12 protein-coding genes are annotated in these 13367 nt (G+C 70.7%); 7 read left to right on the forward strand and 5 right to left on the reverse strand.

The window, feature by feature from the left end:
- Positions 1–160: 160 nt before the first annotated feature.
- Together ACO073_RS24130 and ACO073_RS24135 are read right to left on the reverse strand one after the other, a co-directional pair.
- Complete coding sequence (locus ACO073_RS24130) at positions 161–1228, reverse strand: M48 family metallopeptidase (RefSeq protein WP_422000996.1); 1068 nt, start codon at positions 1226–1228, stop codon at positions 161–163.
- Positions 1229–1230: 2 nt separating this feature from the next.
- Positions 1231–2430, reverse strand: coding sequence for a YjgN family protein (locus tag ACO073_RS24135; protein ID WP_422000998.1), 1200 nt, complete (start codon positions 2428–2430; stop codon positions 1231–1233).
- A 101-nt stretch (positions 2431–2531) separates the two neighbouring features.
- On the opposite strand from ACO073_RS24135, the gene ACO073_RS24140 reads away from it, so the two are divergent.
- The gene (locus tag ACO073_RS24140) at positions 2532–4541 is read left to right on the forward strand and encodes a methylmalonyl-CoA mutase family protein (RefSeq protein WP_422001000.1); all 2010 of its coding nucleotides are present in this window, start codon (positions 2532–2534) and stop codon (positions 4539–4541) included.
- A 348-nt stretch (positions 4542–4889) separates the two neighbouring features.
- On the opposite strand, the gene ACO073_RS24145 is transcribed toward ACO073_RS24140, so the two are convergent.
- Positions 4890–5258, reverse strand: a complete 369-nt coding sequence (locus ACO073_RS24145) for a hypothetical protein (RefSeq protein ID WP_422001002.1) — start codon at positions 5256–5258, stop codon at positions 4890–4892.
- Positions 5259–5350: 92 nt separating this feature from the next.
- Between ACO073_RS24145 and ACO073_RS24150 the strand changes: the two genes are divergently transcribed.
- The 5 genes from ACO073_RS24150 (at position 5351) to ACO073_RS24170 (ending at position 10998) form a co-directional block, all read left to right on the forward strand.
- Entirely contained in the window at positions 5351–6226 is an 876-nt protein-coding gene (locus ACO073_RS24150; RefSeq protein ID WP_422001004.1) for a DUF4743 domain-containing protein, read from the forward strand.
- Positions 6227–6291: 65 nt separating this feature from the next.
- Positions 6292–6684, forward strand: coding sequence for a hypothetical protein (locus ACO073_RS24155; RefSeq protein ID WP_422001005.1), 393 nt, complete (start codon positions 6292–6294; stop codon positions 6682–6684).
- Between the two features lie 128 nt (positions 6685–6812).
- Positions 6813–8177 carry a hypothetical protein gene (locus tag ACO073_RS24160; protein WP_422001007.1) on the forward strand — a complete coding sequence of 455 codons (1365 nt, stop codon included), beginning with the start codon at positions 6813–6815 and terminating at the stop codon, positions 8175–8177.
- Complete coding sequence (locus ACO073_RS24165; protein ID WP_422001009.1) at positions 8174–9580, forward strand: amidase; 1407 nt, start codon at positions 8174–8176, stop codon at positions 9578–9580. Before ACO073_RS24160 ends, ACO073_RS24165 begins: the two co-directional genes overlap by 4 nt.
- The gene (locus ACO073_RS24170; protein ID WP_422001010.1) at positions 9580–10998 is read left to right on the forward strand and encodes an amidase; all 1419 of its coding nucleotides are present in this window, start codon (positions 9580–9582) and stop codon (positions 10996–10998) included. Before ACO073_RS24165 ends, ACO073_RS24170 begins: the two co-directional genes overlap by 1 nt.
- Before the next feature lie 57 nt (positions 10999–11055).
- Here ACO073_RS24170 and ACO073_RS24175 read toward each other — a convergent pair whose 3' ends face one another.
- Entirely contained in the window at positions 11056–11346 is a 291-nt protein-coding gene (locus ACO073_RS24175) for a hypothetical protein (protein WP_422001012.1), read from the reverse strand.
- Positions 11347–11441: 95 nt separating this feature from the next.
- On the opposite strand from ACO073_RS24175, the gene ACO073_RS24180 reads away from it, so the two are divergent.
- The gene (locus ACO073_RS24180; RefSeq protein WP_422001014.1) at positions 11442–11999 is read left to right on the forward strand and encodes a hypothetical protein; all 558 of its coding nucleotides are present in this window, start codon (positions 11442–11444) and stop codon (positions 11997–11999) included.
- Positions 12000–12034: 35 nt separating this feature from the next.
- Here the strand turns inward: ACO073_RS24180 and ACO073_RS24185 are convergent, their stop codons facing one another.
- Positions 12035–13270 (reverse strand): benzoate/H(+) symporter BenE family transporter, encoded by a 1236-nt coding sequence (locus ACO073_RS24185; RefSeq protein ID WP_422001015.1) that lies wholly within the window; start codon positions 13268–13270, stop codon positions 12035–12037.
- Positions 13271–13367: the final 97 nt, after the last annotated feature.

The raw sequence follows: 13367 nt of genomic DNA on the forward strand, positions 1-13367 counted from the left end.
ACATTTTGATTCTTCGCGGTTTTCCGGCAGTCTGATCGTCGCGTCCCTGTCGCTCGAATCGCGACACAACGACAAGGCGACGCTCTCCGCAAATAACTCTGGTTATTATACGCGGAAGCGTTGGGCGATCAAGTGCATCGGCAGCGACCAGCGCCGTCGGTCACTTGCACACGTTCCGGATCGCCCGCCATTCGGCGTCGGTGAAGGCGGGCTTCCCGGTCGCCGGCCGGCGCGTCGCCTCGATGCGCTCCTGCGTCGGCGGATGGCTCGACCAGATGCCGGCGGCGGCCGCGCGGTCGGCGGGCTCCTTCTCCATCAGCTGCTCGAAGAAGCTCGACACGCCGTCGGCGCGCAGGCCGAGCGCCTCCAGGAGCTCGATGCCGGTCTTGTCGGCGTCGCGCTCGAAGGCGCGGCCGTTGCGCATGGCCAGCAGCAGATTGCCGCCGGTGGCCAGCGTGCTGACGAGATCGGAGTAGCCGCCGCTTACCAGCCTCACCAGCAGGTCGACGCCGTACTGCCGCCCCAGCCCCTTTACCGAATGGTAGTGCACGACGTGGCCCAGCTCGTGCGCCAGGACGCCGGCCACCTGGTTGCGGTCCCTGGCCCGGTCGATCAGCTCCGAATAGAAGACGAGGATGCCGCCCGGCAGGGCGAAGGCGTTGACCGGGCCGCCCTCGACGACGTGCACCGTGATCGGATGATGGTAGTCGGCGGCCTCCGCCAGGTCGTTGGCCAGCCGGTTGAGCGCCTTGAGCCCGGCCGCGCCGTGGCACTCGTCCTTGTCGGCCACCAGCTCGTCGAACACGCTCTCGCCCAGCGCCGCCTGCAGGCTGTAGGGCAGCAGCGGGGCGGCGTACTCGCTGCCATAGTCGACGGCCAGCCAGAACAGGCCAACCAGGGCAACCAGCGTGGCGCCGAACCCCAGGACGCGCCGCCCGGCCGGCGCCGGCGACTCGGCCAGCGGCGCCAGTTGCGGCACCAGCCCGGCCAGCTCGCGGCGCAGCGCCGGGTCCTCGACGATCAGGCGCGCGTCGGAGCCGCGGCAGGCGATCGGCGGCACCGCCTCGTGCCCGAGGTCGCCCAGCAGCACGATGTCGGCGATCGGCCAGCGCGCCTGGATCGTGGCATCGGCCGAGCGGAACAGCACCAGCTCGGCCGCGGTCGCGCGCACGCTCACCGCATGCACCGCTGCGGTCGTGCCGTCGTAGAAGCGCGCCTGCGTGGCCACCGTCAGATTCCGCTCACGTCGAACATGTCGAGCAGGCCCTCGCCGAAGCGCGGCCCGCGGTCGCCCGGCTGGCCGATCGCCGGGCCGTCGGGCGCGCCGTACAGCCACAGTTCGGCAGCGATCAGCTTCAGCGTGCGGTGCAGCACCCAGGGCCAGCCGAGACCAAGCGTCAGCACGACGATCAGGTAGTTGAGGACCAGGAAGCCCCACATCTGCCGCGTGGTGATGGCGGTGGCGAACAGCACTCCGCCGGCGCGGCTGCGCGCCACCAGGTAGCGGAACAGGTAGGCCTGCCACCAGCAGCGAAGCGGCAGGATCAGCAGGCTGAACAGCAGGTAGACCCCGATCGCAGCCGCCAGGATCACCAGCACGGTGCGCAGGCCGGGCTGCGAGAACAGCGTGCCCAGCTCCTCCTCAGTGAGGCCGAGCCCGCCGAAGGTGCCGCCGATCGCCGCGAACAGCACGCCGGCCGCCACGATCCAGGCCAGGATGTTCAGGAAGTAGTAGCCGATGTAGCGGCCGTAGATGTCGCCGGCATGGCCCGCGAAGGCGAAGGGCAGCGTGCCGAAGCGCACGTTGGAGATCCGCGGCCGCGCCAGGTTCACCGACACGACCGGCGTCAGGAGCTGCGCGACCATGCCGTTGGCGACGGTGAGGAAGGTGGCGAGCATGCCGTAGCGCCAGGCCGAGCCGGCCAGCCCGCAGCGGATGCCGCGCCAGCGCGTGCGCGTCAGCCGGTAACGCAGGCCGGCATAGTGGCCGACATAGGCGAGCGGGAAGCCGAGCACCAGGATCGACAGCGAGAAGGCGTCGAAGACGCCGAACGACGAGAAGGGTCGCTCGTCCAGCAGGTGGACCCAGACCAGGTACATCGCGCCGGCCAGCACCGCGAGCACGCCCAGGACCAGCAGGAAGCCGATCAACAGCTCGATGCCGCGGCCGCGATACTCGAAACGGTCGCCCAGGATGGCGAAGTGGTTCCACAGGTAGCGCCGGATGCGGGTGCGGCCCCAGAAGCGCGACCAGCCGAGCGTGACCAGCATCAGCACGAGGTGGCGCAGGTAGATGGCGTAGAGCTCGCCCAGCCTGCCGTCATAGACCGGCCGGCTGGGCGTGAGGTCCGGCGCCGGCTCGGCCGCCGGCCCGGCGGCCGTCACCGTGGCAGGGACAGGCCGCGCCCAGGGCGAGGACGAATCGCTCACCGGCCGCGGTCCCAGCGGGGCAAAACCGCGGACTCTTTCATGCTGCAATGCAACATCGTTTGAGGTACGCAGTCTAGGGAAACAAGCCGGCAGCCGCCACCATGACCGAAACCGCCCCCGCCAAGCCCCAGCGCGCCAGTCCTCCGAAGGATCGCCCCTGGCTGATCCGCACCTATGCCGGTCACTCCACGGCGGCCAAGTCCAATGAGCTCTACCGCACCAACTTGGGCCGCGGCCAGACCGGCCTGTCGGTCGCCTTCGACCTGCCGACCCAGACCGGCTACGACTCCGACCACCCGCTGGCCAAGGGCGAGGTCGGCAAGGTCGGCGTCCCGGTCAGCCATCTCGGCGACATGAAGACCCTGTTCGACGGCATCCCGCTGGACCGGATGAACACGTCGATGACCATCAACGCGCCGGCGGCCTGGCTGCTGTCGCTCTACATCGCCGCCGCCGAGGCCCAGGGCGTCGAGCGCGCGAAGCTGCAGGGCACGACGCAGAACGACATCATCAAGGAGTACCTGTCGCGCGGGACCTACATCTTCCCGCCCGAGCCGTCGCTCAAGCTGACGGCCGACACGATCGGCTTCACCTATCGCGAGGTTCCCAAGTGGAACCCGATGAACGTCTGCAGCTACCACCTGCAGGAGGCCGGCGCGACGCCGGTGCAGGAGCTCGCCTTCTCGCTGGCCAACGCCATCGCCGTCCTCGACACGGTGCGCGCCCGCGGCCAGGTGCCCGAGGCCGACTTCCCCCAGGTCGTCGGCCGCATCTCCTTCTTCGTCAATGCCGGCATCCGCTTCGTCACCGAGATGTGCAAGATGCGGGCGTTCGCCGAGCTGTGGGACACGCTCACGCGCGAGCGCTACGGCGTCGCCGACGCCAAGCAGCGCCTGTTCCGCTACGGTGTGCAGGTGAACTCGCTCGGCCTCACCGAGCAGCAGCCCGAGAACAACGTCTACCGCATCCTGCTCGAGATGCTGGCCGTGGTGATGAGCAAGAACGCGCGCGCCCGCTCGGTCCAGCTGCCGGCCTGGAACGAGGCGCTCGGCCTGCCGCGGCCGTGGGACCAGCAATGGTCGCTGCGCCTGCAGCAGATCGTGGCCTTCGAGACCGACCTGCTGGAGTACGGCGACATCTTCGACGGCAGCAGCGAGATCGCAGCCAAGGTCGAGGCGCTGAAGGAGGAGGCCACCGCCGAGATGGCGCGCATCGCCGACATGGGCGGCGCCGTGGCCGCCATCGAGGCGGCCTACATGAAGCAGCGCCTGGTCGAATCGAACCTCAAGCGCCTGGCCGCCATCGAGGCCGGCGAGCAGACCGTGGTCGGCGTCAACGCCTACACCGATGCCGAACCCTCGCCGCTGTCGACCGGCGAAGGCGCCATCCTGACCGTCGACGCCGCGGTCGAGCGCGAGCAGATCGAGCGGCTCAGGGCCTGGCGCGCCGGCCGCGACGCCAGCGCCGTCGAGGCGGCGCTGGCCGATCTCGCCGCCGCGGCGAAGGAGGACCGCAACGTCATGCCGGCCTCGATCGCCTGCGCGCGGGCCGGCGTCACGACCGGCGAATGGACCGAGGCGCTGCGCGCGGTGTTCGGCGAGTATCGCGCGCCGACCGGCGTCGCGCGTGCCGTCGGCGTCAGCGACGGCCGCCTCGACGCGACGCGCCGCGAAGTCGATCGGGTGTCGCGGCGGCTCGGCCGGCGCATCAAGATCCTGGTCGGCAAGCCCGGCCTCGACGGCCATTCCAACGGCGCCGAGCAGATCGCCGTGCGCGCCCGCGACTGCGGCATGGAGGTCGTCTACGAGGGCATCCGGCTCACGCCCGAGCGCATCGTCAACGCCGCCCTCGAGGAGAGCGTGCACGTGGTCGGCCTGTCGATCCTGTCCGGCGGCCACGTGTCGCTGGTCGGCGAGGTGCTGGACGGGCTGCGCGCCGCCGGCATCGGCGACGTGCCGGTGGTGGTGGGCGGCATCATCCCGCCGGCCGACGCCGAGGCCCTGGTCGAGGCCGGCGTCGCCCGCGTCTACACGCCCAAGGACTTCGACCTCACCCAGATCATGCGCGACATCGTCACCGTCGTGGACGGCGCCTGGAAGGAAGCGGCCTGATGTCGTCCTGAGCGCAGCGAAGGACCTCATCGCCGCCTGCTGCCGGCATGAGATCCTTCGCTGCGCTCAGGATGACAGAGTGGCTGTCGCGTGCAGCATCGGGTCGACGACGGCGTGGCCCTGGTCGAGGCCGGCGTCGCCAGCGTCGACATGCCCAAGGACTTCGACCTCGCGCCCGCCACTCCGGTGGCGCTCTCCTCATGCCCCTCCCCAAGCTCAGCTTGGGGAGGTGGCCCGAAGGGCCGGAGGGGTCAGGGGCTTCCATGATGCTCATGACCCCTCCGTCCGCTTCGCGGACACTTCCCCACGCTTCGCGCAGGGAGGAATCAAAGGACCGCCTCGGAGTCCTCAGCCCTTCAGCGTGGCTGTCGCGTGCAGCATCGGGTCGACGACGGCATGGCTGAACAGCCAGGCCTCGGCGTGGGCGAGGCTGCCGTCGCGGCGGATCACGCGCGACAGCGCCAGCACGTCGGCCTCGTGCGGGGCCTTGAGCACCGTCACGCTGAGATGGGTGAGCGTCGCCTGCAGGCCGGCGGCGGCGCGCAGCGAGGTGTCGACCAGCGACAGCAGCGCGGCGCTCGACCAGGATTTCTCGCCCGACACGAGGGAGAAGCGCAGGCGAATATCCTGGTCCTGGCATTCCTCGACGAAGACGTCGTGACGGTCGGCTTCCGGCAGGGTCCTGTCGAGGAGCGCCTGCAGTTCTTCTTCGGTCATCGCGGCCAATGTCGCAGAGGCGGCGCACAGTGTCATCCCGAGCGCAGCGCTCGGGATGACAGGTCCGGCTTGGCCGGCTATGTGCCACCGCCATGTCGTTCCTCGACCATATCGCCCGCTGCAACAATGCCGATCTCGGCCAGTTCGAGCCGTGGTTCATCGGCGACCGCCGCGCCGGCTTCCTGCATCGCGACTTCGCGCCGGTCGTCGCGACGCGCCCCGATCTTTTCACCCGCCGCGACGGCGGCTGGCACCTCGCCGCCCGCCTCGACACGCCGGACCGACGCACCGACGCGGTGCGTGCGTTCCTGCTCGAGCTGCGCGACCAGGGACAGTTCGCGAAGCTGTGGCGCGAGGAAGCCTATCCGGTCGGCTGGGCCTTCACCGATCCGCCGCTGATGCTGATGGAGCGCGCTGCCGTCCCGTGGTTCGGCGTGCGCGCCTTCGGGCCGCACATGACGGGCTATGTCCGCCGCCGCGACGGGCTTCACCTCTGGGTGGCGCGTCGTTCCTATTCCAAGCCGACCTTCCCGGGACAGCTCGACAACACGGTCGCCGGCGGCCAGCCGGCGGGCATCGGCCTGCACGACAATCTCGTCAAGGAATGCCAGGAGGAAGCATCGATCCCGCCGGCGCTCGCGCGGCAGGCGCGGGCGGTGAGCTACATCAGCTACCTCAACCAGTCGGGACCGCAGCTCAAGCCCGACCTGATGATGTGCTTCGACCTCGAACTGCCGGACGACTTCACGCCGACGGCGAACGACGGCGAGGTCCATGCGTTCGAGCTCTGGCCCGTGCGCCGCGTGTTCGAGACGGTGCGCGACACGACGGAGTTCAAATACAACTGCAACCTTGTGTTGATTGATTTCTTCGTCCGCCACGGACTGCTGTCGGCCGACGATCCACAGTTCGTCGCCATCGTGTCGGGCCTCAGAAGAGAGTATACTGCGCTCAACGGAATCGGCTGAGCGACGGCACGTCGCTACGAATACGTTGCCGGCTCGGCGCGGACTGGCGAAAGGTGGCAGCCCTCATGCCACGGTGGGTTCGTGTTGCTCTCGCCTCGATCGTTGCCTCGATCCTCGTCGGCACCCTGCCGACCCGGGCACAGGACGGTCACGCCGGCGGCCACGGATGGCGCGGCATCGGCCACACCGAGAACCACGACTGGTACCAGGACCTGCGGCAGCCGGGGACCGGCTACTCCTGCTGCAACGGCTCGACCAGCACGGCGGAGGGCGACTGCCGTCCGACGCGCGCCTATCTCGGCGACGACGGGGTGTGGCGCGCCCTGCTCGACGGACGCTGGGTGCCGATCCCGCCGCGCGTCGTTCTGCAGCAGCTCGCGCCCGACGGACGCAGCCACATCTGCGCCAACAAGAGCGGCATGATCTACTGCTTCCTCGGCGGCTCGCCCAGAAGCTGAGACCCGGCGGCCAGCCGGCCCGGACGAAACGTTCCGCCCTTGCCTTTTGCCCGGCGCGCGTGCGCGTGCGAAGGTAAGGCGAGAGAGCCGAGGGGACAGTGGTGGCGCGGGACGGGCAAGGGCTGGAAGTGAGCAACGCCGGGACAGAGGCGATCGCTTCCCTCGACTTCCTGCGCGACGAGTGGCTGGGCTTCGGCAGCCGGCTGGCCGATTTCGTCGCCGCCGCCGAGCGCGAGGAGCGTTGCGTCCTGCTGCCCGTCCTCGCCGCCAACCTCGTCCTGTCGATGAATTCGACGGAAGGCCGGACGCTGGCGGCCCGCCATCTCGCGCGCGCACGTGCACTCGCCGCCGGCGCCAACGAGCGCGAGCAGGCGTGGCTCGCCGCCACCGAGGCCTGGCTCGCGGGCGAGACCGACCGCAGCCTGCGCCTGCACGAGGACATGGTCGCGCGCTGGCCGCGCGACCTCCTCGCCGGCAAGCTCGGCCAGCTCCACGCCTTCAACGCCGGCGATGCCGAGGCGCTCCTGCGCATCGGCGAGCGCCTGCACGCCGCCGATCCGGAGGGACGCTTCGTCGGCGGCCTCCATGCCTTCGGCCTCGCCGAGTGCCACCGCCTCGATGAGGCGGAACAGGTCGCGCGCCAGGCGATCGACCGCGACCGGCGCGATCCGTGGTGCCACCACGCCGTCGCCCACTGCCTGGAAGCGCGCGGCCGCCTGCTCGAAGGCGTGGCCTTCCTGGAGTCGATGGCCGACACCTGGGAAGGCTGCAACTCCTTCATGTACACCCACAACTGGTGGCACCTCGCGCTGCTCCTGATCGATCTCGACCGCACCGACGAGGCGCTCGACCTGTTCGACAGGCGCATCTGGGGCATCGCCCCCGACTTCTGCGAGGACCAGATCAACGCCGTCTCGCTGCTGGCGCGGCTCGAGCTGCGCGGCATCGACGTCGGCGGGCGCTGGCGTGCCGTCGCGGACCATCTCCGGACGCGGCTGCACGAGCACTACGTGCCCTTCCTCGACCTCCAGTATCTCTACGGCCTCGCCCGCGCCGGCGAGCGCAGCGCCGTGACCGAGATGCTGGCGAGCCTGGAGGACCGCGCCGAGGGGGCGCGGCCGTTCGAGCGCGAGGCCTGGGCCGACGCCGCCGTACCGGCCGCGCACGGCATGGCGGCCTACGCCGCCGGCGACCATGGCGAGGCGGCGCGCCTGCTCGGCCAGGCCATGCCGCATCTCCAGAAGGTCGGCGGCAGCACGGCCCAGCGCGCCCTGTTCGGCGCCATCCATCTCGGCGCCCTACGCCGGGCCGGCTGGAACGATGCCGCGCTCGCCCGCCTGCAGGCCGACGAGCGCGAGCGTCCGTCCGTGCCGTGGACCAAGCGCGCGCTGGGCGACCTCTACCGCCGGGTCGGCCGCACCGAGCAGGCGCTGGCCGCCGAGTTCCAGGCCGAGCAGCTCGCCCGGCGCTACGCCAGGGAGCAACCGACATGAAGGACCTGACCCAGCAGAGCGCGGCCGGGCTGTCGCACCTCTACCGCAAGGGCAAGGCCTCGCCGCTCGAGGCCATGAAGGCCGTGCTGGCCCGCACCGCGACGGTCAACCGCACGATCAACGCCTTCTGCACGGTCGACGGCGACGCCGCGCTCAAGGCGGCGCGCGCCTCGGAGCGGCGCTGGCAGAAGGGCAAGCCGCTGTCGCCGCTGGACGGCGTGCCCGTCTCCATCAAGGAGCTGGTGCGGGTCAAGGGCTGGCCGGCCTCGATGGGCAGCAGGCTCACCGACAAGACGCCGGCTGATGCCGACGCGCCGGCCGTGGCGCGCCTGCGCGAGGCCGGCGCCATCGTCTTCGCCCAGAGCACCAGCTCGGAGTACGGCCACAAGGGCGTGACCGATTCGCCATTGCACGGCATCACGCGCAATCCCTGGAACACGGGCCGCACGCCCGGCGGCTCCTCGGGCGGCGCCGGCGCGGCGGTGGCGGCCGGGCTCGGCCCGCTCGCCATCGGCACCGACGGCGGCGGCTCGGTGCGCATCCCCTCGAGCTTCAACGGCCTGGTCGGGCTCAAGGCGACGTTCGGACGGGTGCCGGCGTGGCCGCCCTCGCTGACCGGCGACCTCGCGAACACCGGCCCGATGGCTCGCACCGCGCTCGACTGCGCGCTGATGATGAACGCGATCGCCCGGCCCGACGCGCGCGACGCCTGGGCCCTGCCGGCCGACGAAACCGACTACGCGCGCAAGCTCGACGGCAAGCTGAAGAAGCTCAAGGTCGGATTCGTGCTGCGCTTCGGCGACCATCCGCTCGACATCGAGGTCGCCGCCCTCGTCACCCGCGCGGCGCGCCAGTTCGAGGCGCTGGGCTGCAAGGTCGAGGAGGTCGAGGCGCCCTTCTCCTACGCCGAGGCCGGCCGCGCCTTCGTCATCCACTGGCTGACCGCCCTGCAGCGGCTGCTGCGGCTCTTTCCCGAGAGCAACCACGACCAGTTCGATCCCAGCCTGCTGGCCGGGGCGAAGGCCGGGCTGCGCTACTCGATGCAGGACCTCGTCGAGGCGCAGGTCACGCGGCGCGAGCTCGCGATCGCCTGGAACCTCTTCTTCGAGAAGTACGACCTGCTGCTGTCGCCGACCGTCGCCGTGCAGCCCTTCGAGGTCGGCAAGAACCTGCCCGACGGGCCGGACGGCAAGGGCAACCCGCTGTGGTCGCCCTACACCTCGCCGTTCAACCTCAGCCGCCATCCCGCCGCTACGGTGCCCTGCGGCACGAGCCGCGACGGCCTGCCGATCGGCCTGCAGATCGCGGCCGCCCACTATGAGGACGGGCTCGTGCTGCGCGCCGCCGCGCGCTATGCCGAGGCCCATCCGCTGAAATTCCCCGTGCTTCCGGAGATGATGTGATGACCGATCTCGCGATGCTGCCGGCCCACCAGCTCGTCAAGCTCTACAAGGCGCGCAAGGCCTCGCCGGTCGAGGCCACCAAGGCCGCGATCGCCCGCATCGAGGCGTTCAACCCGCAGCTCAACGCCTTCCAGCATCTCGATCCCGACGGCGCGCTGCGCGCCGCGCGAGCCTCGGAGAAGCGCTGGAAGAAGGGAGGCAAGCGGCTCTCCGACATCGACGGCGTGCCGATCACCATCAAGGACATGGTGCTGACCAAGGGCCTGCCGACGCGCATGGGCAGCCTCGCGACCGATCCCGACGGGCCGTGGACCGTCGACGCGCCGGCGGCCCAGCGGCTGCGCGAGGCGGGCACGGTGCTGCTCGGCAAGACGACCTCCCCGGAATACGGCTGGAAGGGCGTCACCGATTCCGGCCTGTTCGGCGCCACGCACAATCCCTGGAAGCTCGGCCGCACGCCGGGCGGCTCGTCGGGCGGCGGCGTCGCGGCCGAGGCGGTCGGCATGGGCACGCTGGCCGTCGGCACCGACGGCGCGGGCTCGGTGCGCATTCCCTGCTCCTTCACCGGCCTGTTCGGGCTGAAGCCCACCCAGGCGCGCGTGCCGCTGTGGCCGCCGTCGGCCCAGGGCACCCTGTCCCATATCGGCCCGATGACGCGCACCGTGCGCGACGCGGCGATGATGATGAACGTCATGGCCCGCCCCGATCCGCGCGATCCCTACGGCCGGCCCGACGACGAGGAGGACTACCTCAAGGGCCTCGACAAGGGCGTGAAGGGCCTGCGCATCGCCTACTCGCCCAACCTCGGCTTCGTCGAGAAGGAGAAGATCGACCGCGACGTCGCCGTCGCCGTCGAGAACGCGGCTCGGGTGTTCCGCACGCTCGGCGCCAAGGTGGTCGAGGACTCGCCCGACCTGATGGGGCTCGACCCGCGGCGCATCCTGAACGCCCACTGGCAGTCCAACGTCGCGATCCTGCTCAAGAGCTTCAGCGAGGAGAAGCGCGCGGTCATGGACCCGGGCCTGGTGAAGGCCGCCGAGCACGGCGCCCAGCTCGGCCAGGAGGCCGTGGTGACGGCGATCCACCAGCGCCAGCAGGTCGCCGCGATCCTCAACCAGTTCATGGCGAAGTACGACCTGCTGCTGACGCCGACCATGCCGATGACCGCCTTCGCCGTGAACGAGAACGCGGCCTGGGGCGGCGACGGCGTCGACATCGGCTGGACGCCCTTCACGCTCACCTTCAACCTGACGCGCCAGCCGGCCGCGACCATCCCCTGCGGGCTCGATCGCGAGGGGATGCCGATCGGCCTGCAGATCGTCGGTGGCCATGCCCGCGACGCGCTGGTGCTGCGGGCGGCGGCGGCCTACGAGCGCGTGCGGCCGATCCCGGCGCCGCCGATGGCGCACCAGATCTGACGACAAGGGCCGGGGCGGCCCGCAGCGGCCGGCCTGTCGACGCCGGTCAGCCGATGATCAGTCGACCTGGCCGTAGAGCTTGCGGCACTCGTAGGTGAGCTGGTTGGTGCGCTGGTCGCCGCACGGCTTCTGGCGCTCGAAGTGCAGCGCGATGGCGTAGAAGGCGAAGGCACCGGCGATCCAGACCATGATCGAGATGGTCAGGGCCTTCTCGAACGTCTCGTCGAGCTTGCGGGCGATCCCGCCGGACGGCGACAGCGCCGCGAGCCAGCGGATCGCGACCAGCGTCAGCGGAAAGGTCATGGCGCCGCACGCCAGGAAGAGCAGGAGGATATGCCCGATCGCCATTGCGGCCGGCAAAATGCGTGCGGCGGCCGGACCGGTCAAGAACCTGCGACCGTCTGGCCGCCCGATATATACTCGGCCCCCGCAAGGAGATCGCGATGGCCCGGCTGCAGCGCCGTACCATGATCCAGCTCGGGCTGGGGGGCGGCCTGCTGGCCGGCCTGGCAGGACTGGCCGTCGTCGCCGGGCAGCGCACCGCGCTGGGGCCGACCGACGCCGCCGGCTTCCATCCCGTGCCGTGGCCCTTCGCCGCCGATGCCTGGCCCGACGGGCGGGCGTGGGCGAGCGAGTCCCTCGACGTCTATGTCCGCCTGAAGCAGGGACTGTGCAGCGACTGCGAGACCGGGATCGTGAGCGACGAGGCCGTCGACCGCGCGGTCGACATCGACCGGCTCGATCCGCGCTTCCGGGCCGCCGGGCCGGGCCAGCGCGTCCGCATCACCGACCTGTTCGGTCGCGCCCGCCTCTACCGCCACCGCCGCCGCAACGGCTCGCCGCGTCTCGCCGAAGGCATCGTCGTCGCCTACCGCTGCGATCTCGTCGTCGCCATCGTCGACGGCAACATGGCCGACCCGGCGCTGCGCCGGACCGCGCACCGCTTCCTCGAATCGAACACCGTGCAGGTGTGGGTGAACCGGCTGCTCGAAAGCGGGTGACGCGAGCGCCGCCCCCCGCCTGGCCACGTCCGCCCCTACCGGCCCTGGCCGGCGGCGAGCTTGTCGAAATCCTTCCTCTCGAGCGCCCAGGAGACGGCCAGGCCGACGATCACCGCCCAGAAGGGCGCGCCGATCGAGAAGATCCGCACATTGGCCACCGTCACCAGGAACGTCACCGTGGCGCCGAGCGTGAAGGCGCCGCTGAACGACACCACGAAGGCGCGCTCGAGGACGCGCAGCAGCGCGAGGCCGGCCAGCGTCGCGATGAAGACCTTGGGGGTTGCCAGCATCACCCGGGTGAAGACCGGCGCGAAGAGCCCGAACAGCAGCGCCAGCAGCGAGACCATGACGCCCGCCGCGTAGTGCCTGTCCCTGTCGCCGGCGCTGGAGATGATCGCGTTGACCGGCCCGGTCAGGCAGGTCGACACCGTGCCGAACAAGGCGGCGATCAGGGAGCCCAGGCCGCAGGCTGCCGTGACGGCGTTGACCGGCGGCTTGTGGCCGGCCGCCTCGAGGATCACGAAACCCTGCGCGTTCTGGGCCGCCAGCACCGTGATCGCGAGCGGCAGGACCAGCTCCGCCATGGCGGCCCACGAGAAGGCCGGCATGTGGAGGTTGGGCCGGGCCACGGTGAGGGCCGCCAGCCCCTGCGGGTCGAACGTGCCCGAGAGGGCGATCGCCGCGACGCCGACGATCAGGGCGCCGATCAGCGGCGGCATCAGTCGGCCGATCCGGGCCCACGCCGAGAGAGCCACGAACGCCACGGTCATGGGCGCGGCGATCATGACGCCGTCGCGGATCGCGAAGACCAGGTCGAGGCCGAACTGCAGGAAAACCCCGGCCACCATCGCCATGACGATGGGCATCGGCAACCGGCTCATGCAGGTGCGGACCCAGCCGCTCAGCCCGAGGACGAACATCAGCGCGCCCGTCGCGAAATAGGCGCCGACGACCTCGGCCAGGCTGAGATGGTCGAGCGCCTGGCCGACCAGGATGGTGCCGGGAATCGTCCAGAAGAAGACCAGCGGCTGGCGATAGGCCAGGCAGAAGATCATCGAGATCACGCCGTTGACGACGAAGCAGCCGAACAGCCAGGACTCGACGTCCGACTGGGACAGGCCGCCCCTTGCGCTCGCGGTCAGGATGATCGCGACCGGGGCCGACGCCGCGAAGATGAAGCCGACGATGGCGTTGACGACGTAGACGCCGCGAAAGCTGCCCAGCAGGTGACGCAGGTCGACCGCGAAGGCGGCAGGTCGCTCGAGACTCATGGCGGGACTTGCACGGCGAATGGGAGGGAATACCGACGGTCCAGCCCTCCGGACGTCATCGGAGCGCGGACCTCCAGGTCCGCCTCATGATCATGAG

Origin of the sequence: Reyranella sp. (assembly GCF_965229815.1) — a bacterium.
In the GTDB taxonomy this organism is placed as follows: domain Bacteria; phylum Pseudomonadota; class Alphaproteobacteria; order Reyranellales; family Reyranellaceae; genus Reyranella.